Origin of the sequence: Ornithinibacillus contaminans (assembly GCF_001038425.2) — a bacterium.
GTDB classification, from domain to species: Bacteria; Bacillota; Bacilli; order Bacillales; family Amphibacillaceae; genus Ornithinibacillus; species Ornithinibacillus contaminans.
The window spans coordinates 115,728-140,269 of record NZ_LDPV02000052.1; the positions used below are offsets into that span (position 1 = coordinate 115,728).

At 38.0% G+C, this 24,542-nt stretch carries 18 protein-coding genes and 1 tRNA gene; 12 read left to right on the plus strand and 7 right to left on the minus strand.

What is annotated here, in order from left to right:
* Positions 1-120 precede the first annotated feature (120 nt).
* The 7 genes from JF53_RS15695 (at position 121) to JF53_RS15725 (ending at position 9,063) form a co-directional block, all read left to right on the plus strand.
* A tRNA-Gly gene (locus tag JF53_RS15695) sits at positions 121-194 on the plus strand.
* 183 nt (positions 195-377) lie between these two features.
* Positions 378-1,520 (plus strand): tRNA epoxyqueuosine(34) reductase QueG, encoded by a 1,143-nt coding sequence (gene queG, locus JF53_RS15700; protein WP_047979829.1) that lies wholly within the window; start codon positions 378-380, stop codon positions 1,518-1,520.
* Between the two features lie 71 nt (positions 1,521-1,591).
* Positions 1,592-2,437 (plus strand): amidase domain-containing protein, encoded by an 846-nt coding sequence (locus tag JF53_RS15705; protein WP_047979830.1) that lies wholly within the window; start codon positions 1,592-1,594, stop codon positions 2,435-2,437.
* Between the two features lie 54 nt (positions 2,438-2,491).
* Positions 2,492-2,965, plus strand: a complete 474-nt coding sequence (gene trmL, locus JF53_RS15710; RefSeq protein WP_047979831.1) for a tRNA (uridine(34)/cytosine(34)/5-carboxymethylaminomethyluridine(34)-2'-O)-methyltransferase TrmL — start codon at positions 2,492-2,494, stop codon at positions 2,963-2,965.
* A gap of 479 nt (positions 2,966-3,444) precedes the next feature.
* Positions 3,445-6,309, plus strand: a complete 2,865-nt coding sequence (locus tag JF53_RS15715) for a 2-oxoglutarate dehydrogenase E1 component (RefSeq protein ID WP_047979832.1) — start codon at positions 3,445-3,447, stop codon at positions 6,307-6,309.
* Positions 6,296-7,549: a 2-oxoglutarate dehydrogenase complex dihydrolipoyllysine-residue succinyltransferase gene (gene odhB / locus JF53_RS15720; protein ID WP_047979833.1), complete on the plus strand. Its 1,254-nt coding sequence runs from the start codon at positions 6,296-6,298 to the stop codon at positions 7,547-7,549. Before JF53_RS15715 ends, odhB begins: the two co-directional genes overlap by 14 nt.
* Positions 7,550-7,875: 326 nt before the next feature.
* Positions 7,876-9,063, plus strand: a complete 1,188-nt coding sequence (locus JF53_RS15725) for a NupC/NupG family nucleoside CNT transporter (protein ID WP_047979834.1) — start codon at positions 7,876-7,878, stop codon at positions 9,061-9,063.
* A 13-nt stretch (positions 9,064-9,076) separates the two neighbouring features.
* Here the strand turns inward: JF53_RS15725 and JF53_RS15730 are convergent, their stop codons facing one another.
* Positions 9,077-10,447 carry an MATE family efflux transporter gene (locus JF53_RS15730; protein ID WP_047979835.1) on the minus strand — a complete coding sequence of 457 codons (1,371 nt, stop codon included), beginning with the start codon at positions 10,445-10,447 and terminating at the stop codon, positions 9,077-9,079.
* A 117-nt stretch (positions 10,448-10,564) separates the two neighbouring features.
* Here JF53_RS15730 and JF53_RS15735 point away from each other — a divergent pair, with 117 nt between their 5' ends.
* Positions 10,565-11,635: an undecaprenyldiphospho-muramoylpentapeptide beta-N-acetylglucosaminyltransferase gene (locus tag JF53_RS15735; protein ID WP_047979836.1), complete on the plus strand. Its 1,071-nt coding sequence runs from the start codon at positions 10,565-10,567 to the stop codon at positions 11,633-11,635.
* A gap of 243 nt (positions 11,636-11,878) precedes the next feature.
* On the plus strand, positions 11,879-12,454 hold the full coding sequence (locus tag JF53_RS15740; RefSeq protein ID WP_047979837.1) for a CBO0543 family protein: 576 nt from the start codon (positions 11,879-11,881) through the stop codon (positions 12,452-12,454).
* Positions 12,455-12,515: 61 nt separating this feature from the next.
* On the opposite strand, the gene JF53_RS15745 is transcribed toward JF53_RS15740, so the two are convergent.
* On the minus strand, positions 12,516-15,629 hold the full coding sequence (locus tag JF53_RS15745; RefSeq protein WP_047979838.1) for an MMPL family transporter: 3,114 nt from the start codon (positions 15,627-15,629) through the stop codon (positions 12,516-12,518).
* Positions 15,630-15,649: 20 nt separating this feature from the next.
* A complete protein-coding gene (locus tag JF53_RS15750; RefSeq protein ID WP_047979839.1) occupies positions 15,650-16,081 on the minus strand; it encodes a MarR family winged helix-turn-helix transcriptional regulator in 432 nt (143 codons plus the stop codon).
* A gap of 580 nt (positions 16,082-16,661) precedes the next feature.
* On the opposite strand from JF53_RS15750, the gene JF53_RS15755 reads away from it, so the two are divergent.
* The 3 genes from JF53_RS15755 (at position 16,662) to JF53_RS15765 (ending at position 19,833) form a co-directional block, all read left to right on the plus strand.
* Positions 16,662-17,651, plus strand: a complete 990-nt coding sequence (locus JF53_RS15755; RefSeq protein ID WP_047979840.1) for an ABC transporter substrate-binding protein — start codon at positions 16,662-16,664, stop codon at positions 17,649-17,651.
* A gap of 122 nt (positions 17,652-17,773) precedes the next feature.
* Positions 17,774-18,625 (plus strand): ABC transporter permease, encoded by an 852-nt coding sequence (locus JF53_RS15760; protein WP_047979841.1) that lies wholly within the window; start codon positions 17,774-17,776, stop codon positions 18,623-18,625.
* On the plus strand, positions 18,625-19,833 hold the full coding sequence (locus JF53_RS15765; protein WP_047979842.1) for a quaternary amine ABC transporter ATP-binding protein: 1,209 nt from the start codon (positions 18,625-18,627) through the stop codon (positions 19,831-19,833). Before JF53_RS15760 ends, JF53_RS15765 begins: the two co-directional genes overlap by 1 nt.
* A 59-nt stretch (positions 19,834-19,892) precedes the next feature.
* Here JF53_RS15765 and JF53_RS15770 read toward each other — a convergent pair whose 3' ends face one another.
* From JF53_RS15770 to JF53_RS15785, 4 genes are all read right to left on the minus strand, one after another.
* Entirely contained in the window at positions 19,893-21,038 is a 1,146-nt protein-coding gene (locus JF53_RS15770) for a Ger(x)C family spore germination protein (protein WP_047979843.1), read from the minus strand.
* Complete coding sequence (locus tag JF53_RS15775) at positions 21,035-22,150, minus strand: GerAB/ArcD/ProY family transporter (protein ID WP_047979844.1); 1,116 nt, start codon at positions 22,148-22,150, stop codon at positions 21,035-21,037. Before JF53_RS15775 ends, JF53_RS15770 begins: the two co-directional genes overlap by 4 nt.
* 9 nt (positions 22,151-22,159) lie before the next feature.
* Positions 22,160-23,674, minus strand: a complete 1,515-nt coding sequence (locus tag JF53_RS15780) for a spore germination protein (RefSeq protein ID WP_047979845.1) — start codon at positions 23,672-23,674, stop codon at positions 22,160-22,162.
* A 151-nt stretch (positions 23,675-23,825) separates the two neighbouring features.
* The gene (locus JF53_RS15785; protein ID WP_047979846.1) at positions 23,826-24,380 is read right to left on the minus strand and encodes a beta-class carbonic anhydrase; all 555 of its coding nucleotides are present in this window, start codon (positions 24,378-24,380) and stop codon (positions 23,826-23,828) included.
* Positions 24,381-24,542: the final 162 nt, after the last annotated feature.

A 24,542-nucleotide genomic window follows, 5' to 3' on the forward strand; every position in this document is an offset into this window, starting at 1 on the left:
GATACATCCACCGAATAACCAACGAGTTGCCTCGAGGAATTCAACTTCTTCGAAAATGCTAGTAGACGCAGGGGCATGACTTTGCGTGAATGAAAACTAAATAAAATTTCTAATTAACATGCGGGTGTAGTTTAATGGTAAAACTCTAGCCTTCCAAGCTAATGTCGAGGGTTCGATTCCCTTCACCCGCTCCATACATATGTCCTAACGCAGTGTTTCGTAAAAACTTACGAAGCGTTGCGTTTTTACTTTTTCTAATCTCCAAATTATAATCCTTCATGATAACCCTATTCCGAATAATTAAGATTGCTTAACAAATCAATTTGTAAATAGTATCGTATAAGAAACTATTAGCTAGAAGAAGGGAGGTGCTGCATATGAATACAAGTGAGTTAAAGCAAGCCATTATTGCATATTCAAAAGAAATTGGTATTGATAAGATTGGTTTTACAACGGCTGATGTGTTTAGTGAGTTAAAGGAACGATTAAAACGGCAGCAAGAACTAGGTTATCAATCAGGGTTTGAAAAGGGAACTAATGAAGAGCGAACGGAACCGAGACGATTACTTCCAGAAGCACAGTCGATAATTTCAATTGCAGTTGCCTACCCATCAAGAATGAAGGGTGCACCAAGAAGTACTAAAGAAGAGCGGAGAGGTTTCTTCTGTCGAGCTTCTTGGGGAATGGATTACCATGATGTTTTACGAGATCGTTTAAAGAAATTGGAACGGTTTATTCAAGAGCAAGTGGCTGATGCGGTTACGAAAGTGATGGTTGATACAGGTGAGTTGTCTGATCGTGCTGTGGCAGAACGTGCTGGCATCGGATTCACCGGTAAAAATACATTACTCATCACCGAAGAATACGGATCGTTTGTTTATCTGGGTGAGTTAATTACGAATATCCCATTTGTTCCAGACACTCCTGTTGAGGATGGTTGCGGGGAATGCAGGAAATGTATTGATGCATGTCCAACAGGTGCCTTAGTCCAAGGCGGACAATTAAATGCAAACCGTTGTATCGCATTTTTAACCCAGACAAAAGACTTTTTGCCAGACGAATTTCGTACGAAAATAGGTAACCGGGTCTATGGCTGTGATACATGCCAACTCGTTTGCCCGAAAAATAAGCAGGTTGATTTTCACATTCATCCAGAATTTGAACCCGAGGATGACATTGCGAAACCGAAATTAATTCCAATGCTTACAATGTCCAACCGTGAATTCAAGGAAACTTTTGGCCATATCTCTGGCGCTTGGCGTGGTAAAAAGCCAATTCAACGAAATGCGATTATTGGACTGGGCCATTACAAAGATAAGACGGCAGTGGAGGAGCTGATTGCAATTATGAATAGCGATCCTCGTCCAGTTATTCGCGGAACAGCTGCATGGTCTTTAGGGAAAATAGGAACAGAAGAAGCGTATGAAGCGATTTCGGTTGCTATGGAAAAGGAAAAAGACGAAGATGTTCTTTTTGAAATGGAAAAAGGTTTAGCATTTAAAAACGTACAAACTTCTTAAAAAGTAAAAGAAAATAATTCATGCCTTAGACACGCATTCCCTCCATATATATCCTAATGGAGGGGATGTATATGGAACCGTTAAAAAAGTTTTGGATAGAGCTTATTAAATCGGGTGGTGCTGAGAGTGAGTGGTGGAAACGCAAGAAAGACTTATTAGCACGTAGGGATGTATCAGTAGTTCGTGTTAACGGTAGAGGATATATCTTTCATCGGATTAGGTATGATCAGTCGGAAAAAATATATTATCAGCTTCATTTGTCCATGCTGCTGAAGCAGGGTGATTATTTCTACCTTGAAGAAGAAATTGTGCCCTATCAATTTCGATGGGAAGACGGCAAAATAGAGGAACATAGGCCAGTAGAAGTTAGCTGGTCGAATGAACCTTACGAGAAGTTAGAACTAGAAAATGAGCAATCGGATCGAGCTATGCGTTTTTCCTATGATCGCTTGGCGGCTGTTCAGTATGCAGAGAGATGGTGGAACAGCTATAATCCCGCCTACCGTACGTTTGAAGTGGATTGTACAAATTATGTTTCGCAATGTTTGCGGGCTGGTGGTGCACCAATGCGCGGGACACCTAATCGAAATCAAGGCTGGTGGTACCAGCAAGATAATTGGAGTTATAGCTGGGCGGTAGCACACTCCTTGAGATGGTTTTTAAGTGGGTCAACACACGGACTAAAAGGCACCGAAGTCGATTCACCTGAAGAACTTTCACTTGGCGATATAATTTGTTATGATTTTGAAGGCGATGGTAGATGGAATCATAATACTATTGTTGTAGCGAAGGACATAGATGGAATGCCGTTAGTAAATGCACATACCCAAAATAGCAGGCTACGATATTGGTCCTATGAGGATTCCTCCGCATGGACACCAAATATAGCATACAAGTTTTTCCGGATAGGCGAATAGTGCTATAATGATAGAGTTATTTTAAGGATTTATAATAGCAAGGAGATATGAAGTGTGAGTTTACATGTTGTATTATATGAACCAGAAATCCCAGCAAATACCGGTAATATTGGCAGAACATGTTTGGCAACCGATACAACGCTTCATCTCATTCATCCACTTGGATTTTCTACGGATGATAAGATGGTACGCCGTGCGGGGCTGGATTATTGGGAGAATGTTGACATTCAAGAGCATGATTCCATCCATATGCTATATGATGAGTATCCAAATGGGATTTTTTATTATATTGAAAATTTCGGTACGAAGCATTATACAGATTATGATTTTAGTAATCCAGAAGAAGACATATTTTTTGTGTTTGGGAAAGAAACGACTGGTATTCCTAAGGATCTATTAGTTGGAAAAGAAGATCATTGCTTACGCATTCATATGAATGATAAGGTAAGGTCGTTAAATTTATCAAATACCGCTGCTATCATCCTTTATGAGGCATTAAGGCAGCAAGGGTTTCCTAATTTGTCTTAACAAAAAACGTCATTCGCGATTATGCGAATGACGTTTTTTATGATGTCTAGCTTCAGGCGCTTGCATTGTTTAGTTTATTGATTTTTCTTTGGTACTCCTGGTTTAGCATCGTAGCCAGCAGTAAATATAGCGACAAGGAATGTGATGGTCACACCTAGAATAAGTGCTAATTTCATAGTGGTATCCTCCTTTATGTAATCGATATGTATGCGTATACTCGATCATGTTGTCTTTATTATAGCGAATTAATGAATGAATGTGAACTATGATTCGTGTATCAAATTGATGTTATTAAGATTGAAAATTCATTAAATTGTTAATTCGATACAATTCTATAATAATGCGCATAACATATATTGTTTCCCATATTAAAATAGGGTATATTAGTTGATGAAGTATCTTCACAGTTCTATAATTAGAACTGTGTTAAAAAACCGTTTACATGCGGAGAAAGTTAACTTCTAATGGGGGTATAAGACGTGGCACAAAATGATGAATCTTCACAAGGATTCTGGGGAGAGTTTCATGGTCCTAACATGGGGTATGTTGAAGAACAGTATGAACAATACAAAGAGGACCCTCAAGCAGTTGATCAATCATTACGACAATTATTTGATCAACATGGCGCTCCTACTTGGTTGAGTCGTTCAACTAATGGAATAAGCGAAAGTTCTCCAAACACTTCCGTTAATGATGTCAAAAAGATTACCTCAACAGTGAAATTGGTTGAGGCTATTCGTCGTTTCGGACATTTGGAGGCTGATATTTACCCAGTTAGCGTTTATGAAGAAAGAAAATCAGAATTATTACATCCACAAAAATATGGATTAACAGAAGCAGACTTAAAAGAAATACCTGCATCATGGGTGTGGGAAAAGGCACCTGTTGGAGTAGACAACGCACTTGACGTTGTGCGAGAGTTGCGAAAATACTACACAGGTACCATTACATTTGAATATGACCATGTAGATAGTGATGCAGAGCGAGATTGGTTAGCAGATTATATTGAATCAGGTAAAGCACGTTTGAATTTGTCAGATGATGAAAAGAAGCAACTTCTAGATCGACTTGCGAATGTAGAGGGGTTTGAAGGATTTTTACAAAAAACATTCGTAGGACAAAAGCGCTTTTCTATCGAGGGGCTAGAAGCGATGGTTCCAATGCTTGATCATATCGTCAAGCATGCAGTCGAAGATAAAGTTGAAAATATAATGATGGGGATGGCGCACCGTGGTAGATTGAGTGTGCTAGCGCATGTATTAGGCAAACCAATTGATAAAATCTTTTCAGAATTCCACCATTCCCCGAATAAGGAATTAATGCCCTCAGAAGGTTCAAGAGGGATTAATTATGGCTGGACTGGAGATGTCAAATATCACTTTGGTGCTGTTCGAGATGTGAAGGATGGAGAAGAAACAAAAATCCGTATCACACTTGCACATAACCCGTCACATTTAGAATTTGTTAATCCGGTTGTAGAAGGATTTGCACGTGCAGCACAGGATAATCGATTTGAAGGTGGAGCTCCGAAACAAGATGTTTTAAAAGCGATTCCAGTGTTAATTCACGGAGATGCAGCTTTTATCGGAGAAGGTGTTGTTGCGGAAACGTTAAACCTGGCAAACTTACCTGGTTATACAACTGGTGGGACATTGCATATTATCGCAAATAACCTACTTGGATATACAACGGATCAGCAGGATGGGCGTTCCACTCGTTATGCAAGTGACCTTGCGAAAGGGTTTGAAATCCCAGTAATCCATGTTAATGCGGATGATCCAGTTGCATGCGTTTCAGCTATTAAGATTGCGTATGATTACCGTATGAAATTCCATAAGGATATTTTAATAGATTTAGTAGGTTATCGTCGTTATGGCCATAATGAAATGGATGAACCAAGGGTTACTCAACCGAAGCTATATAGCCAAATTGACAATCATCCAACGGCTGCGAATGTATACGCTAATGAATTAGTAGCAAAAGGTGTTATCACACCTGAAGAGTTTGAAACGATGAAGGCAACTATCGAAGAAAATCTGAAAACAGTGTATGAAGGCATGAAGGAAACGGATATTCAAAAGGCAGAATGTAAGGACATGCCACAAGCACTAAACATAGATCTAGAAAAATATGAAACAAAAATATCGAGGGAAGCATTAACGGAACTAAATGAAGGCTTATTTAAGCGCCCAGATGGTTTCCAGGAAAATAAAAAGCTTTCTAGAGTATTTAAGCGTCGTCAAGAGGCATTGAATGAAGGGAATACGGTCGATTGGGGTGCTGGGGAAGCATTAGCATATGCCTCTATTTTAAAAGACGGAATTCCGATTCGTTTGACTGGTCAAGATTCAGAACGTGGTACGTTTGCTCATCGACATGTTGTGTTAAATGATGCCGTCACAAATGAAAAATATTGTATTATGCATGGTCTAGGAGCAACTGCTTCCTTTGACGTGCGAAATAGTCCATTATCAGAAGCTGGCGTGTTAGGCTTTGAATATGGTTATAGTGTTCAAGCACCTAATACACTTGTGTTATGGGAAGCACAATTTGGCGATTTTGCGAATGCTGCACAAGTCGTATTTGACCAATTCATTTCAGCAGCACGTGCAAAATGGGGAGAAAAATCCAATATGGTATTACTTCTTCCACACGGATATGAGGGGCAAGGACCTGAGCATTCCAGTGCTAGACTGGAACGCTTCCTACAGATGGCTGCAGAGAATAACTGGATAGTAGCGTATGTGACGTCATCAGCGCAATTCTTCCATTTAATTCGCAGACAAGCAGCATTACGAGATAAGGAAGAAGCGCGTCCGTTAGTATTAATGACACCTAAGAGTAGCTTGTTACGGAACCAACGTATTGCCTCTGAAGCCAAGGAATTTACAGATGGAAAATTCGAAGCACTACGCAATCAACCGAACTTAAAGGTTAGTAAGAAAAATGCAAAGCGATTACTAATCGGATCTGGAAAAGTGATGGTAGACATTGAAGAAGCAATCATTAATTCAGATGAAAAGTTTGATTTTCTACGTGCACTTCGATTAGAGCAAATTTATCCATTCCCTAAAAAAGAGTTGGAAAAAGTATTAACTGAACTTCCAAATCTTGAAGAGATAGTATGGGTTCAAGAAGAACCAAAAAATATGGGAGCATGGAACTTTGTGGATGACTATTTACGTTCTGTATTAAAACCTGGGCAAACATTACGTTATATTGGACGTCCGGATCGTGCAGCACCAGCTGTTGGTGATCCAAATGTTCATAAAACAGAGCAAGAGAATATTGTGCAACAAGCAATTAACCCGACCTTAGGAGGAGATTCCAGTGAAAGAAATTAAAGTACCTGAACTTGCAGAATCAATTACAGAAGGAACAATTGCCGAGTGGTTAGTGAAAATTGGGGATAAGGTAGAAAAGGGTGACCCAGTAGTAGAATTAGAAACCGATAAAGTTAATGTTGAAGTTAATGCAGAGGTATCTGGTTTTCTTACTGAAATCGTTCGTGAAGAAGGCGAAGACGTTGTTGTTGGCGACGTTATTGCAAAAGTTAGCGAAGAGGGTGGCGCAGCTGTGGAACCTACTGCTGAGAAAGCACCAGAGCCTGCAACGAAAGAGGAAGCTCCTAAAGCTGAACCAAAAGCAGAAGAAGCACCAAAAACTGCAGAAGCATCACAGTCTAAACATGATGTCATTGCATCGCCTGCTGCTAGAAAACGTGCTCGTGAACTGAATATTGATCTTAGTACTGTTAGTGTGCGCGACCCATTAGGACGTATTCGCCCTGAGGATGTCGAAGCAGCTGCAAGTGCACCAAAACAGTCACAGCCTGTGAAGCAACAAGCTGCACCGAAGACAACTGATACGGCAGATTACTATAAGCCGGTAGAGCGAGTGAAAATGTCGCGTCGTCGTCAAACGATTGCTAGCCGTTTAGTGGAAGCGCAACAAACAGCTGCGATGCTAACAACTTTCAATGAAGTAGATTTAACAAATGTAATGAAGCTTCGTAGTGAAAGAAAGGATAAATTCCTTGAGAAAAATGGTGTGAAGCTTGGTTTCATGTCATTCTTCACAAAAGCAGTTGTTGGAGCATTGAAGGATTTCCCATTATTAAATGCTGAAATTCAAGGCACTGACCTTTTAATTAAAAAATACTATGATATTGGTATCGCTGTATCCACAGATGAAGGATTAGTTGTTCCTGTTGTTCGTGATGCTGACAGACTAGACTTTGCTGGGGTAGAACGTGAAATTGCTAACCTTGGTAAAAAGGCGCGAGATAAGCAATTAGGATTAAATGATCTTCAAGGTGGAACATTCACCATTACTAATGGTGGTACGTTTGGTTCGATGCTTTCTACACCAATCTTAAATGCACCACAGGTTGGTATCTTAGGAATGCATAATATCATTAAACGTCCAGTAGCAATGCCAGATGATTCCATCGAAGTTCGTCCAATGATGTATTTAGCATTATCATATGACCATCGAATTGTTGATGGAAAAGAAGCAGTTCAGTTCTTAGTTCGTGTAAAACAATTACTGGAAGATCCATATGATTTATTATTAGAAGGTTAATTGTTTTCAATTCACTCAATAGTCATGAACAATAAAAGACTTCGGAATGATGTACACCCCAAAAAGTTAGACGAAATAATTCTAACTTTTTGGGGTGTTTTTTTAGATTACATCCCCTAGAAAATACCGTATAGTATGATTATTATATAATTTTAAAATTGCTCTGAAATGATGCATTATTTCTGTTATAATTGATATTTCATTGATTTAATCGCCTCTAAATTCTTTCATAAACTTTCCAATGGTTTTCTCTGTTAATTTACCCCAACTTTGGGGTAAACTATCAAAGTGACAAATTTTATATGTATTATGAAGGAGGCTTTTCCGTGGATATTCTTCTAGGGATATTGGCAATCATTGTTGTCCTCGGACTATCGTACATCTTATCAAATGATAGAAGGATTGTTAATTTTAAAGGGATTGGTATTATGATCCTTGCACAACTATTAATTACTTGGTTTATGTTCTCAACTACAATTGGACAAACAATAATAAATGGTATTTCTGCAGTGTTTAACAAGCTTATTGAATTTGGTAATGTAGGTATTGATTTTATTCTTGGGGGGTTAGTAACAGAGGAAGGTGGAGCCTTTTTTATTAATGTTCTGCTGCTAATTATTTTCTTTGCTACAATCCTATCGGTTCTTACATACTTGAAGATTCTACCAATCATTATTAAATATATTGGTGGTGCGATTTCGAAAGTAACCGGGTTACCAAAAGTAGAATCCTTTAATGCTGTAAACAGTATTTTCTTTGGACAGTCTGAAGCATTAATTGCAATTCGTTCACAGTTCCAGCATTTAACGGCTAATCGTCTTTACATTGTAAGTGCTTCTGCGATGGGATCGGTATCTGCATCGATAGTAGGATCGTATTTGCAAATGCTACCAGCTCAATATGTTTTGGTTGCATTACCACTGAATATGTTTAGTGCGCTTATCATTGCTTCTCTTGTGTCACCAGTTCGTGTACCAAAGGAAGAGGATAAAGTAGAGATTAAAGAAGTTTCGAATGATAGTAGTATTTTTGAAGCGATGGGTAACGGGGCGTTAGAAGGTGGTAAGATTGCCTTAATCGTTGCAACGATGTTAGTTGCCTTCATTGCATCATTAGAACTTGTTAACTGGATAATTCAAGCTATTTTCTCTGGTGTAACACTGCAACAAATTCTTGGCTATATTTTTGCTCCAGTTGGATTCTTAATGGGGATCCCAGCTAGTGAAATCGTCCAAGCGGGTGGTATTATGGGGACTAAAATTGTTACCAATGAATTTGTGGCTATGTTAGAATTCCAACAGCTTCTCGATGTCATGTCAGAGAAAACAATTGGTGTAGTAACAGTATTTCTTACTAGTTTTGCGAATTTCTCTTCTATTGGTATCATTGCTGGTACAGTACAAGGTATTGATCGCGAAAAAGGTAGAGAGGTTTCCAAGTTCGGATTGAAATTATTACTTGGAGCAACGTTAGCTTCTGTTCTTTCGGCAACGATTGCTGGATTATTTATTTAAAAAAACTCGTCTGCTATTTTGCGAACGAGTTTTTTTCATGCAAACGATATTTCTTTTGGACATGAATCAATCGGAAGAGTAAAGTGATGGCTCCGAAACTTAAGCCGACGATAATTCCTACCCAGTAGCCAAAAGCTTCCAGTGAAGTGAAATTTGCCAGTATCCATCCAATCGGTAGTCCGATTACCCAAAACGATATTAGAGCGAGAAGTAACGTCACATTAACATCCTTATATCCTCTGAGTGCCCCTTGAATTGGAGCCCCGAAGGCATCTGCCAATTGATACACAATCGCATAGCCGATAAATTGTACGGTCAGTGCAATTACTTCTGGATCTGTATTGTAGAGTGCGGCGACATAATCGTTAAACACATACAGGATTACTCCATTAAATAATGCAATAAAAATACCACCACCAATACCGATATAGCCATAGGTTTTTGCGTCTTGCATCCGTTTAGCGCCTACTTCAAATCCAACGGTGATGGTTAGGGCCATTCCGACACTTAACGGAATCATATAAAGTAACGATGAAAAGTTCATGGCCGCTTGATGGGCGGCTATTGTATTTGTATTATATGCACTCATTAATAGGGTTACAGCTGCAAAGATACTCGTTTCAAAAAAGATGGCAAAACCGATTGGAACACCAATTTTTAGCTGCTCAAGCCACTCGTTGAATGCCGGCTTTACCCAAGCAGTAAATAAGCTAAAGTTCCGAAATGGTTGCACGTAAGCAATGATACTAACTGCGAATAAACAAGTAATCCAATAGGTTAACGCTGTGGCAATTCCAGCACCGATTCCACCTAAAGCAGGAGCACCAAATTTACCAAAAATAAAGATGTAGTTAAACAGTAGATTTATTGGCAATGCTACTAAAATGATGATCATAGACATACGTGTGTGTCCTAACGCATCTAAATAGCAACGTAACGTATTAAAAATAAATAGCGGAATAACTCCGGTACCTATAGCGACTAAATAATACTTAGCCACTTTTCGAACGCTTTGTTCTAAATCCATCGTAGCTAGAATGGGATCTAATAGTAGCCAGCCAATAATTAGAACAATTAGTGCTAACCCCAATGATAAATAGATTGCTTGCTGTACCTTCGCTGTAATGGACTTTGTATCGCTTGCTCCTAATAGGTGGGCAACAATTGGCGTTATTGCAAGCAAGATACCGTTTATCCCGGTAAATACCGGAATCCATAGACTAGATCCGATAGCTACCCCTGCTAAATCAGCTGCACTTGCTCGTCCGGACATAACTGTATCAAAAAAAGACATCAAGTTAAGACTGACTTGGGTAATTAGAATTGGAAAGAAAATCATGAAAAATAATTTCAGTTTTTGTTTTAGTGTATCTGTCTGGTACATAAATATTGCTTCCTTTTTCTTTGTTTTTTATATAGGATAGAATAGAAACTAGTGGCACATATAAAAGCAATTATACGGCTATAATGTGTAATTGGAAAGAGGGGAATACCGAAGTTTATGAATACGAAACGAATTCTGTTCACTGGCGGTGGGACTGCAGGTCATGTAATTGTGAACTTAGCCTTAATACCTGTATTTCAGCGTGAGGGATGGGAAATTGATTATATTGGCTCAAAAGATGGCATTGAACGAAACCTAATTGAATCCTTGGACCAAGTAACTTATTATCCAATTTCAACTGGTAAGCTAAGACGGTACATGTCATTAGAAAATATGAAAGATCCTTTCAAAGTCTTAAAGGGTACCTTCCAAGCTTGGAAAATTATCGGGAAACGAAAACCAGCAGTTATATTTTCAAAAGGCGGATTTGTATCTGTACCAGTTGTGTTAGCTGCTAAAATGCGTGGTGTGCCAGCAGTTATCCATGAATCAGATTACACGCCAGGACTAGCTAATAAACTAGCAATACCATTTGCCAATAAAGTTCTTGCAACCTTCCCAGAAACAGTAAGCTATTTGCCAGATAAAAAGGTGGAATATGTCGGTGCTGTTATTCGTGAGGAATTATTTCAGGGAAATAAAGAGTGCGGCTTAGCATTATGTGGATTTACACGTGAGAAACCGGTCTTATTAATTATGGGAGGAAGCGGCGGAGCAAAGAAAATAAACGATACGGTCCGTGCCTCGTTGGCTTCATTGCTGCAACGTTTTCAAATCATCCATATTTGTGGACAAGGGAAAACGGATCCTACTTATGACCAGGAAGGATATAAACAATTTGACTATGTAAATGAGGAGCTTAAGGACCTATTTGCAGCTACGGATTTTGTGTTATCGCGTGCAGGTTCCAATGCGATATTCGAATTTTTGGCATTACATATTCCAATGTTGTTAATCCCGCTGTCTAAAGAGGCAAGCAGAGGAGATCAAATTATTAATGCGAAGTCATTTCAGGATAAAAACTATGCAAGAGTTTTAGAAGAAGAAAAATTATCCGAAGAGACGCTTGCTGACGAACTAGAAAAACTAATGAAACAAGCACCAGTTATGATGGATTACATGAAAGCCTATCAAAGTGAGAAGTCCCGTGATCGCGTAATTGAAATCATTAAGCAGGCTGCAAAATAGTAGGTAGCGATTAAAGAGGTTGAAAAAAGTAATGGAGTAAGAGATAAGACGGAACATGCACTAATCCCGAAGTGGTTATGTGTACTAACTGTCAGAAGTCATTTTACTCTACACTTTTGTCAGCCTCTTTTTTGTAATGAATTAAGATGGAGAGGCAAATTAGGGTGAGAATTTTATTGGAAGTTGGTAATATTTCCCCCAAACAGTGGAAGTATAGTAATACCTGTATGACGGGAGATGGTTATGATTACGAAAGAACAATTGTCTGCAGAAATCGCTAAATTAGACACGGAATTGATGGACAGCATATTGGATTTCTGGAATCAATATGGACATTTTGGTACATGGCAATTTTGGATTAATGTGATTAGTTTTGTTTTGCCATTAATCATTACATTTTTAGTAATTGATCGGAAAAAGATATTTCAAATTGCATTCTTTGGCTATACCTTTCATATGATTTTAGTTTATTTAGATGTTTTTCTGACTCGCAATAATTATTGGGACCATCCTTACCACATGATTCCATATATTCCAGTTAGTATACCAATTGATGGTGTGCTTGTGCCTGTTATCTTCATGTTAGCTTACCAGTTTGCTTTAAATCATAAGCGTAATGTGTATCTTGTAATTTTGATTACAGCAATTGGTGCAACATTAATTGCGTGGGTATGGAATCAATTAGGTTTGTTAGTATTATCCAATGGAATGAATATCCTGTACATTTATCTTATACAAATAATTATTTCCGTAATCTCCTATTGGTGGACAAATCTTTTCCTAAGCTTAAGAAAACGCGAGTCCATCGATGAGGAATGAGCAAATAAAAAGGAGCTGCGAGGTGTGAAATGACCCGAAGCTCCTATTATTATTTGTTAGCTTATTTCTTTTTAAATGGCCACCAATTGATTTTCCCAAACAGTCTAACCATTACCGGAATAAATAATGGTAGCATGACGAATGCATAAAGGAATAAACCAATTAATACAACTGTTGCAATTTGAAGAATGGATAATACGCCTGATGGAAGCATCGCTGCAAATGTTCCACCTAGGATAACTGCTGCCGAAATAATAACAGTTCCCATCTTCTTCATTGCTGTTAACATCGCTTCTTTTAAGTTTCCTCCACGGTATTCGTTAAAACGATCCATTAAGAAAATACTGTAGTCAATCCCGAGTGCAGTTAGCATAACAAAGGCGAAGAATGGAACTGCCCATGTTAATCCGTCAGCTCCGAAGATGTTGACGAAAATGATTTCGCTAAATGCCATTGACGTAAAGTATGTTAATACAAGTGAACCAATTAAATAGATTGGCATAACTATGGAACGAAGTAAGATGATTAAGATAACGAAGATACCAGCGATCATGTAAAGTACGGTTCTAGAATAATCTGCATCAGAAACATTTTGCAGGTCATTATTGGTACTACTAATCCCACCTAGAAGTGGTTCGTTATCTTCAAATACCGTATCTAGTTTTGCTTCATTCACTTTGTTAGAAATGTTATCAACCATGTTTAGTGCTTCGGTAGAATATGGATTATACGAAAGCACGACATCAAATTTCACAATTGTCTTATCATCAGATAGATAGGATTTTGTTCCTTCTAGGAAGTCTTCGTTCTCAAGTGCTTCTTCTGGAATCATGACAATTGGATTATTTTGATCAACCTCAATGTCAGTAAGATAGCCTTGAACTTCTGATAAACCATCATCAATCTGTTGCAATCCGTCAGCTCCATCGGCTAATCCACTTGATAGTTGACCAAGTTGGTCTTGCATATCGCTAAATGCTGTTTTCAATTCTTCCTGGCCACCATAAATTTGTGACAAGCCGTCTTGTAGACTCGGAATAGTTGAGACAACTTGACCTTGACCATTCGCCGCTTGGTTTAACCCGGTTGATAGCTGGTAAACGCCACTGATTAATTCGCCAAGACCAGCAGATAGCTGTTCTTGAGCTTGAATTGATTTGGATAAATTGAATTGTTCATTTTGTTTATTTAACTGATTTAAAGGTGCTATTACTTTTGTTTCCATTAATTGTTTGATTTCAGCTAATGGTGCAGTTCTTTCCATTAATTTTTCTAATGTCATATAAGCAGTCATAAAATCATTGTCATTCTCTAATTCAGGATGATTAGATAACACTGTTTCTAAGCTTGCATGAACACTAGTAATCGTTCCTGGAAGTTCAGCTAGACTACTAAATTGTTGATTATTTATATCAGTTAACCCTTTGGCTACCGCCTGATAACCATTCAACAACTCTTTATTTCCTGCAATGGTTTGATCAAGGTTGTCTTTAATCGTTTGTAAGTTTGTTTTAACTTCTTCAGTACCCATTGCACCTGATTCAATACCATCTTCAATTTGTTTCAACGCAGTTTGAATATCACCAATTCCAGCATTAGCAGCTTGTGTACCATCTAGTAATTGACTGACTCCATCCTGTGCTTCTTGAAGTTGTGGTTCAGAATTTGCTAATTCAGTTGATGCTTCTTGTAAACCGTTTTGGATTTCTGCTATCCCATCAGTGCTTTGACCGATCCCATCAGCGAGCTGTCCAGTGAAATTATCCACCTTAAAGTCCTCGATTATCGAGCCAGCTGGTCTGGTGGCGCTTCTTACTTGGTCAACACCTTCCATTTTGGCTATAGCTGCTGAGATTGCCTCAATTTGTTGGAACTCTTCCGTAGTATCGATTGGATCTGACGACTCTAGCACAATTGAAGTTGGCATTGTTTGCCCTGGACCAAAGCTATCAGAAATAGCGTTAAATCCTTTAACAGATTCGTAGGAATCACCAATTTCCTCAAGTGAGTTATATGATGTATCTCCGTCATAGCTAATTAATGCAGGGACAGTGATAACCGCAACAATTAGTAACGCGATAAGTGGTCTACCCCAAGCAAAGGTTCCAACTGTTCCCCAGATCTTACTATCGCTATGAGATACTGCCTTATCAAATGGCCAGAAAAGCTTTTTGCCTAATACGACTAAGAAAAACGGTACTAAGGTAATTAGCGCAAGTAGTACAACTGCTACCCCAACCGCTACGGCTACGGCAGATTGATATAGTGAAAATGTCGATAGCCCAATTGTTGAAAAACCAATTAAAACAGCTAAACCGGAAAAGAGTACGGTCTTTCCACTTGATTTATAAGTTTTCAATACGGCATCTTTTACAGAATCGTTTTCTGCCAATTCTTCTTTAAATCTACTAATTAATAATATGCAATAGTCTGTTCCAATCCCAAACATAACAGCTACCATGAACATTTGGGTAAAGGTTGACAGTGGAAAGTCCATGTTATTTGCTAAGATGGAAACGACACCCTGAGCAGCCAAGTAGGAAATTCCTACCGTTAATAATGGAATAAATGGTGCTACTAGTGATTTAAAGACAACAAATAAAATGACAAGAATTAATCCTACCGTAATTATTTCTGTCTTCTTTAATCCTTCTTCGGAGTTTGTAATAATATCTTGTTGAATAAATGCTTCACCAGTCAGGTAATGTTCTATTTCAATAGAGTCAATTGACGTAGTTATCTTTTCACGTGCTTCATCTATTTCTTGGTTTTCCAGTGAAAGTTGAAACGGAACCATGATTGTCTTTTCATCGGATGATACGGTTTGATCAGCAATGGCAGGATCAGAGTTAAATGCAAGGATATCGGATACACCAAGCTCAGTTTGATTTTCTTCTAATATTTCAATAGCTGAAATGACGTCATCCTTTTCATTCTCAGTAAAACCATCGTCCTCATGAAATACAATTACTGCACTAGTCATATTACTTCCATTGTTACTGGACATAGATTCTATTAATTCCTGTGCTTGGACGGAAGGTGAATCATCTGGTGCAGCAATTTGCCCCTTTTCCCGGACTAGCTCCTGTAAATTTGGAGAAAACACAAATAACGCAACCGCAGCGGCAATCCATAGTGCTGCAATAAGCCATCTAAATTGAATAATTTTTTTCATTCTCGTACTTCTTCTCCTTTCTAATCTTCATTCATAACCTTAGCTAATTTCTCTAAGGATTCGATAAAGGTAAATATCTCTTCTTTGTCAAAATTAGTTAGATAGCGACCGAGCTCTTTAAAAAGTGCTTTCTCAGTATATTGAACAAAGTCAATTCCTTGTTCTGTTACATGTAAGTAAATTACTCGACGATCGTTTTCATCGCGTTCGCGTTCAATTAGTTGTTTATCGAACAAGCGATTAATTTGTGCTGTTACAGCGCTTTTGCCAATTCCAAATTCATTGGCAATATCAGTACTCGTGCATTTTTTATTCTTAAAAATATACTGTAAGGTAGCAAATTGATCTGTTGTAATATCGGAATGAATTTTTTCTTTCAAGAGTATGTTTACACGGCGATAAACTTGATTCATACCTGCTTGATAACGTTCTATGAGTTCTTTTAGTTCCATACCTGCATCTCCAGTCTTTAAACAATAAAGTTCACATGTTGAATAGTTCACTTAATGAACTATCTTATCATAACAAGTTTTTAGGTATAGCGCAATTGTTTTGTAAAAATTTTATGGTTTCGTATCAGAGTGCTACGGGTATCTAAGTTTATGGGTATTTTTAGCAAGAAGGGAAGTGATTTGTTGACATGCTAATGAGCAAATTGTGAGAATTTGAGAGTTATACAGAGAATGGGTGGCAATAAAGCTAGATGAAGTAGCTTTTGTTATGTATAAGCAGTATTTTCCGTAATAATTCAATTATTTCCGTCAATATGCAGTTTGATGGATTTGCAAACTATCTGTAACATTAATTATGCAGAGTTCATGTACTATTCTTTCTTTATCCCCACAATTTCCAATTTTTTCTTCTCTTTTACTAAAGAAATTCATCTATTCATGTAAAATTGGTTGGATTTTCCGAAAGTACAGTTTGGAACAACTACGTCCCTTTTTAATTTTTTGTTTATTGGGAATTTTGTGTTTAAAGAAGGTATAGACGAGCAGGATTGTGAAAAAAGAATTAGAAGGAGTTAATGGAATGAAAAAATTAGCATTAGTAGTACTGGCAATTAGTTTCGTTGTTCTATCAGCATGTAGTTCTTCAGATGGTGAGTTAGATACCATTGTATTAGCAGATGCCGGATGGGATAGTGTCCGTGTTCATAATAGTATTGCACAACAAATTATTGAAGAAGGATTTGGTTATGATACCGAGGTAACTGCTGGTTCGACTGCAGCGACAATAGAAGGACTTCGCCAAGGCGATATTAATGTATACATGGAAGTATGGACCGATAATATTAAGGAAGTGTACGAAGAGGCAATCGAAGCTGGGGACTTTGAGGCGGTTTCGGTAAACTTTGATGATAATGTTCAAGGGCTTTACGTTCCTACTTATGTGATTGAAGGGGACGAGGAAAGAGGTATTGAACCAGCTGCACCAGATTTAAAAACAGTTGAGGATTTGAAGAAATATCCAGATGTATTTAAAGATCCAGAAGATCCGGGGCGTGGGCGCATTCTTAACGCACCAAGTGGCTGGGCAGTAGCAGAAGCTATTAATGCAAAATTTGATGCGTATGGGTTAGAGGAAACGATGAATAACTTTATGCCAGGTTCAGATGCTGCAGCTGTAGCTGACTTAGTTGATGCTTATGAGGCTGGTGAGCCATGGGTTGGATACTATTGGTCACCTACTGCTATTACAGCAAAATATGACTTAACATTATTAGAAGAAGCACCATATGATGAAGCGGTTTGGGAAGAAACAAAAGCAACAGAATTTCCACCGAATGATGTTGTAGTGGCAGTGCACAAGGATTTTCCAGAACAAGCACCAGAAGTTTATGATTTCTTAAGTAATTATGAAACTAGCAGTGGACTGACAGAAGAAGCATTAAAGTATATGGATGAAAATGGTGCAGACCCTGAAGAAGCAGCAATCTGGTGGATGAACGAGCATGAAGATATTTGGACTAGCTGGGTTTCAGAAGAAATAGCTGAAAAAGTAAAAGAGTCACTGCAGTAAAGGGACTATAACAGCTAACCAAGCTAACCAATTGGTTAGCTGTTTTCCCTTCCAACTGTACGTTAATATAAATAATCATAAGAGAGGTGAAAAGACTGTTTATTTTTATGACAGTCTTCCTGATGGGAAATTTTCCTGACATACGAACAAATATAGGTGATTATGTCGATCAGTTTGTAAGTTTTTTAGATACGACATTTGAAGGTTTTTTTGACTTTATCTTTTTTATTTCGTCTCGAACGATTAATTTTTTTGAAGATATTTTAGTTGCCCTACCATGGTGGAGCTTTATTCTAATAATCTTCCTATTGGGATGGTATTTTAAGTCGCTATTTTCTGGGGTATTGTATGGCTTCTTTATCTTTTTAATTGGAAGCTTTGGTTTGTGGGAGGATATGATGACCACGATAGCGGTTATCGTAGCGGCGGTAATTATCTGTTTAATAATCGGATTACCGTTAGGAATTTGGATGGCATTTAATAAAGGATTTTCTAATGTCATGCGACCATTATTGGATGCGATGCAGACAATGCCGAGTTTTGTTTATTTAATACCGGCTATTTTCTTCTTTGGACTAGGTAATGTCTCCGCAATTTTTGCAACGTTAATATATGCACTTCCTCCTGTTATTCGGTTAACAGAGCTTGCAATTCGAGGAGTGGATAAGGAAGTAATTGAATCAGCGCAATCCTTTGGTTCATCTAGAGGTCAAATGCTTCGGAAAGTCCAATTACCACAGGCACTCCCGACGATAATGGCTGGTGTAAACCAAACGACAATGATGGCATTAGCGATGGTTGTTATTGCCTCTATGGTTGGTGCACAAGGGCTTGGGGAGCAAGTGTTGGTTTCCATTAACCGAATTGATATTGCATTAGGCTTTGAAGCAGGTATCAGTATCGTATTTCTAGCGATTATAATCGATCGGATTACGAACGGTGTAGCAGCTAAGTTTCAAAGGGGGATTCGCTAATGGAAACGAAGATTAAATTAGAACACATATCCAAAATTTTTGGACCGAAACCGAAATCGGTTATTCCATTGATTAAAGAAGGGAAATCGAAGGAAGAAATTCTTGCTAAGACTGGTCATACGGTGGGCGTTTATGATGCCACCTTTGATATTAAAAAAGGGGAAGTCTTCGTCATTATGGGTCTTTCTGGTAGTGGTAAATCGACCTTGATTCGCTGCTTTAATCTATTGAATAAGCCAACCATCGGTTCCATCAAGATTGATGATTTAGACATTACAAAATCAAGTAAACAAGAGCTTAAATCGGTTAGGCAAGAAAAGATAGCGATGGTGTTTCAGCATTTTGGCCTATTTAGCCATCGAACGATTCTCGCTAATGTGGAGTATGGTTTAGAAATTCGCGGGATGTCAAAGGACGAACGTCGTGAGATAGCATTGAAAAATATCGAAATTGTAGGGCTAAAAGGATATGAAGAGAAATATCCTGATGAGCTGTCGGGCGGTATGCAGCAGCGTGTTGGACTTGCGCGTGCGCTTGCCAATGACCCTGACATATTATTAATGGATGAACCCTTCAGTGCGTTAGATCCACTAATTCGTCGCGAGATGCAATTGGAGTTATTAGATATTCAGGAACGTCTGCAAAAGACAATTGTCTTTATTACCCATGACGTCAATGAAGCCTTTAAACTGGGGGACCGTGTTGCCGTTATGAAGGATGGGCATGTTGTTCAGGTTGGTACGCCTGAAGAAATTATAGAAGAGCCGGCTAATGACTATATCTCGGAGTTTATCAAGGATATTGATCGTTCCAAGGTCTTTCAGGCAGAACATGTTATGATTAAGCCAAGTGCATTGGTTTCCTTAAAAGACGGGTTAAATGTAGCGATAAAAGAGATGGAAGATAACGGTATATCTAGTGTCTATGTTGTAGATCGTGGACGCCGTGTGCAAGGGATTGTGACGATTGATGATGCGATTCAAGCCAAAAAAGAAAAGAAATCGTTAACGGATATTCTGCGTGATGATTATTTAATGGTTCAAAAAGAGGAGTATATTCATGATCTTATTCCGAAAGCGTTAGAATCGAAATATCCACTAGCAGTGGTGAATGAAGAGGATAAGTTAGTAGGATTTATTCTTCGTGTTCATGTCCTCTCAGGACTAGTGTCTGAAGATATTGACGAAAGTGATGAATATTATAATTAATGATAGCCATAAGGGCTGGAACTAAAGTGAACAAGGCAATTCACTTTAGTTCCAGCTTTTTATTTATTAATGGTACCATGGCGGATGATATCAACGTTTACCTTGAAATCAACATCGATAGTAGGGAATTTCTCATCCCATTCCTTATCGCTAAGTTTCCCACCCTTTTTATTCATACGGTATACATTACCATAGCCAAAAGAATCGGTATTGAGCTCTTTAAAATGTGCTAATAACTTTTCGTAGCGCTCTTTTGTTAGCTTTTGTATTTCTTTCTCTAGTTTTTTGATTGCTTTTTCATCATCAAATTTATAATCCACGGATATTTCGAGTAAATTGATATCCATGTTGACCTCCGTTTGAAACGTTAGATTCTTCTTATCAATTAAATCTGTTTTAGCAGACCCTTTTTCAATTCGAGTTGAAATGTGTACTTCCTCGGGGGAATTGGCATCTTCATTTTCATTCGAAATAATGTACTCGGAAATAGCTTCTCTTGGTACATTAAATTCTTCTAGATGACCGCGAACTGCTCCTTGTGACATCTTAAATAGATTGGCATCCTCAATAGAGCTAGTGCCTAGTAGTTTATCATCTTTAAAAAGTGCGATTGCTTTCATTGTAGGAATTCCTTCTTCAAGTCCTAAGACTGGCAAAAACGGATCTACCCCTTCAGCATTAATAGTAGAGCGGAATTGTTGTAAGGAGATACTAGGAAATATCCGCTCCCTTACAGTTGATTCCAATAGTCCATGAAGAAATTCACCAATATTCGTGGAAATTCCTTTTGATTGTGGAACATTAATGACATCCTCTGCAGCTGTGTCGCTAATTGCAATTAGCATCGTATCCGGTATGGTTGCATCTCGCCGCAACGTATCTAAATAAGGTTTTAATCCTCGTTCTGCTACTTCTCTCCCATAAATCTCTAATTCTAATTTTCCTCCAACTACTTCTTGGTTTGCCTTCTTGCTAGCATCATCTACTGCTCCTTTTACAGAGGCCGACTTTCCGGTAATTATTTTCGTTGAAATAGGGGAATCTACTTCGAATTGTAAGGAGACCATCGTTATTTTAATTTCTTCATCCTCATAGTCAATTCCGCGAGTAATAATGACACTAAGATCCTCTAATTGCTGGGAACGAACACAACCAGTTAGTAAGAAAACGAGGATGAGTGATATAGTTATGCTCCGGTATCTCATGCCGTACCACTACCTTTGCGTTTTTTAAATTTTTTCTTTAGGATGACCAATAGATATAAAACAAAAGGATAGATGAATACAATCCAAAAGGCAAGTTTAGCTGTAAGGTCTGTGAAATTTGAAATTTGATAGTCATATTGAAAAAAGTTAACAACAATAAGCATGAAAGCAATCACGATATATAACGTTATTCTCTGCGGTATTTTATATAACCGTTTTATCCCATAGGTCATCGACCATAGCAAAATAATTAAATTCGGTAATATAACAAGCATCCAAGCACAAATGACAATATAATCTAATCGTTCTATGAAGGTAAAAGAGGCGCTTTTAAATAAAATTAATAATGCCCAGTTAACACTCTTAAGACCAATCGGACTAAAATAACCAATCGATATAATGGTAACGACAAGTAAAACAATGAATGTAAAAGACAACCCCAAAAAAATTGGTACTTTTAATTTATTTTTATTTTGGATAAATGGATAAAGGATATAAAGAATCTCGAATCCAGAAATCGTATAGGCGGTTGCTTTTGTCCCCTCAATAATTTGTGGGAAGGATGATTGGAAAAGCGGTAACAAATTGTCCCAATCCATTCGAATAAATGGATCATATAAGATAAATAGCAACCAAAAGGTCATGAGAAAAAATAAAAAGGTTGCGCCAACTACTATTCGAATTCCCCCCATCACCGCATACCCGACGATAAGGATAATTAATCCAGTAATCACAATGTTAGGCAGCGCTTGGTATAGAAAGATTTGGACGACCTCGATATAGGTTAGAAGAATAGATAGAAAACTAAACGCATGATAGAGAATATAGAGAGTGGCTAATAGTTTTCCGAGCCAAACACCGAATATATCAACGTGAATACCAAAGAAATCTGCATTCGGATATTGTTTTAAAGTCAGGAGCATCACCCAAACGACAAGACATGTATAGACAAATGCAATTAATATGGAAATCCAGGAATCTCGTTCTGCCGCAGCATAGATAAATCGTGGAGCACCAATTATTCCAACACCAATTTGTACACCAATAAATATGAAAAACATATAGAAGGCTCTAATTTGAAGATTTGGTTTTATCGTTTGGTTAATCTCCATGGGTTTCACCTACTCGTCAATATCACGTTTTTGATGGGCTTCTTTCAAGTTAAAGCGATTGATTTGCTTTGGACGATAGGATTTCGCGCGTCTGCTTGAAAAACTGAATGGTGTACGAAAGAATACTTTATTAAAATCTTTTATTTGCAATGGATACAAAGGTGTTAGATATGGTCTGCCTAATGATGTTAAGCGCAAAACATGGATAGCTAGTAACGAGAGTCCGAATACAATTCCAAGTAATCCAAATACCCCAGCCAATACGATTAATGGAAAGCGAACAAGCCGAACGGTTGTACCGAATAAATAGCTAGGAGTGGTAAAGGATGCAAGGGCACTCATCGCAACAACAATAATTAGAATGTTGCTTGTTAAGCCCGCATCAACAGCTGCTTGCCCGATGACAATACCACCCACGATACCCATTGTTTGACCTACTTTTGTTGGAAGCCTTGCACCAGCTTCTCGTAATAACTCGAGTAATAGTTCTAAAAGTAAAGCCTCGAATATAGGTGGGAACGGCACTGCTGCTCTTGATTCACCAATGGAAATTAACATTTCGGTTGGGATTACGGCATATTGATAGGTTACGGCTGCTACATAAGTAGGCGTTAAAAAAATCGAAAATATCATGGCGATAAAACGTAAATTTCGTAAAAAAGCACCGGCTTGCCAACGCATATATAAATCTTCAGTAGATTCTAGGAAACTAAATAAAGTTGAAGGCGCTAGAAATGCTGTTGGACTATTTTCTACGAGGACTCCTATTTTTCCCTTGGTGACGTTGTATGTGAAACGGTCTGGAAGCTCTGTTGCATCAAATTGTGGAAATAAATTGGTTTGTGAGTCCTCTAAATATTGTTTTAAAACAACAGAGTCCTCGATTTCATCCACATCTAATTCTTCGATACGTTGACGCATCGTATTAACATCATCTTCATTGGCTACTGATTTAACATAGACGATGCGAACAAGGCGAGGTGAGAGCTTTCCTACCTTTACTTCTTCCATGACTAAATCGGTTGACTTAATACGCCAACGAATAATATTCATATTAGTTGCTAATGACTCTGTAAAGGATATTTTTGGTCCAAGAACTAATGATTCTGTCTCTGCCTTTTCTAAGGAACGACTTTGTTTCTTCAATAAGGAAAAACTAACTGCTGCTGGCTCGTTTTCTATATAAATAAATACTTCACCAATTATGATTTTATTTAAAATGTCATCTAAGGTTTCGGATGTCGATCCTGAGCTTAATGGTAATGTATCGAGAATAGATTGATTGGAAAGGACAACTTCCTCACCGAATTGCAGTAATGGTTCAAATAAATCGCGGTGCATAATATTAACATCAACCTGGTAGTCGATGTAGAAGATAGCAAAATCTTTACCGTTTTTCTTGTGCGTAGAGAAATTAAGATCTGGGTTGTTTACAAACTTATTATCGAGAAGCTTTTTAAGCTCTTCTATTTTTAACGGGAAAATGGGTTTCTTGTCCATGAAGTCTAGTTTTCTTCTCCGCATATAAACCTCCAACAACTAATGACTGGTAATGTTTAGTATGTGAAGAAGTGAGAAAAATATGAGTGAGTGGAAAAAAATAGGAGATTGGATAGGGGTAAGCGGAAGGGACAAACGTATTCCTGATAAAATACGTTTGTCCCTTCTATTGCCATTAGCTATCTTTTTGTACGATGTCTAATTTTCCTGTGTGGGGGTCTATTACTAATCCATGAACCTTTACGTGTGGCGGTAGTAATGGATGTTTTCGAATTAGGTTAACACTTTGCTGGACAGATTCCTCTACGGTATCAAATCCGTGGAATTCTTCCTCAAAGTCTATTCCGGCATGCTCAATCGTCTGGATGGTTGATTCATGAATTCCCTTTTCCATCATTTTCGATTTTAGCGCAGTTGTGTCAACACGTGACATGCCACAATCGTGATGACCGATTACAACCACTTCATCTGCCTGTAATTCAAAAATAGCTACTAGGATACTCTTCATAATACTATCGAAGGGCTTACGAATAATGGCTCCAGCATTTTTGACCATTTTTACGTCACCATTTTGAATATTTAAGGCGCGATGTAATAGTTCAACTAAGCGGGATTCCATGCAGGTGAATATCACCATGCGTTTATTAGGTATGCTGTCAGTTAGATATTTTTCGTATTCCTTTCCTTCTACAAAGCGTTTATTATACGCTAACATATCTTCAAGATGCATCGATATAACACTCCTTTTAAAATAGATACCCCATTAAAACTATAGCAGTTTTCGAATCGTATGGATAATAATATAAGAAAGTCTTACTACTAGTTCGAGGGGGAAGAAAATGAATGGGAATACTAGAAATTGTAAAATGTGTCAAAAGCCAATGGTTTATAG

Bases quoted from the DNA above. Each gene is read 5' to 3' on its own strand.
- queG (WP_047979829.1), top strand. From the start codon at position 378: ATGAATACAAGTGAGTTAAAGCAAGCCATTATTGCATATTCAAAAGAA.
- JF53_RS15705 (WP_047979830.1), top strand. From the start codon at position 1,592: ATGGAACCGTTAAAAAAGTTTTGGATAGAGCTTATTAAATCGGGTGGT.
- JF53_RS15730 (WP_047979835.1), bottom strand. From the start codon at position 10,447: ATGTACCAGACAGATACACTAAAACAAAAACTGAAATTATTTTTCATG.
- JF53_RS15735 (WP_047979836.1), top strand. From the start codon at position 10,565: ATGAATACGAAACGAATTCTGTTCACTGGCGGTGGGACTGCAGGTCAT.
- JF53_RS15740 (WP_047979837.1), top strand. From the start codon at position 11,879: ATGATTACGAAAGAACAATTGTCTGCAGAAATCGCTAAATTAGACACG.
- JF53_RS15745 (WP_047979838.1), bottom strand. From the start codon at position 15,629: ATGAAAAAAATTATTCAATTTAGATGGCTTATTGCAGCACTATGGATT.
- JF53_RS15750 (WP_047979839.1), bottom strand. From the start codon at position 16,081: ATGGAACTAAAAGAACTCATAGAACGTTATCAAGCAGGTATGAATCAA.
- JF53_RS15755 (WP_047979840.1), top strand. From the start codon at position 16,662: ATGAAAAAATTAGCATTAGTAGTACTGGCAATTAGTTTCGTTGTTCTA.
- JF53_RS15760 (WP_047979841.1), top strand. From the start codon at position 17,774: ATGGGAAATTTTCCTGACATACGAACAAATATAGGTGATTATGTCGAT.
- JF53_RS15765 (WP_047979842.1), top strand. From the start codon at position 18,625: ATGGAAACGAAGATTAAATTAGAACACATATCCAAAATTTTTGGACCG.
- JF53_RS15770 (WP_047979843.1), bottom strand. From the start codon at position 21,038: ATGAGATACCGGAGCATAACTATATCACTCATCCTCGTTTTCTTACTA.
- JF53_RS15775 (WP_047979844.1), bottom strand. From the start codon at position 22,150: ATGGAGATTAACCAAACGATAAAACCAAATCTTCAAATTAGAGCCTTC.
- JF53_RS15780 (WP_047979845.1), bottom strand. From the start codon at position 23,674: ATGCGGAGAAGAAAACTAGACTTCATGGACAAGAAACCCATTTTCCCG.
- JF53_RS15785 (WP_047979846.1), bottom strand. From the start codon at position 24,380: ATGCATCTTGAAGATATGTTAGCGTATAATAAACGCTTTGTAGAAGGA.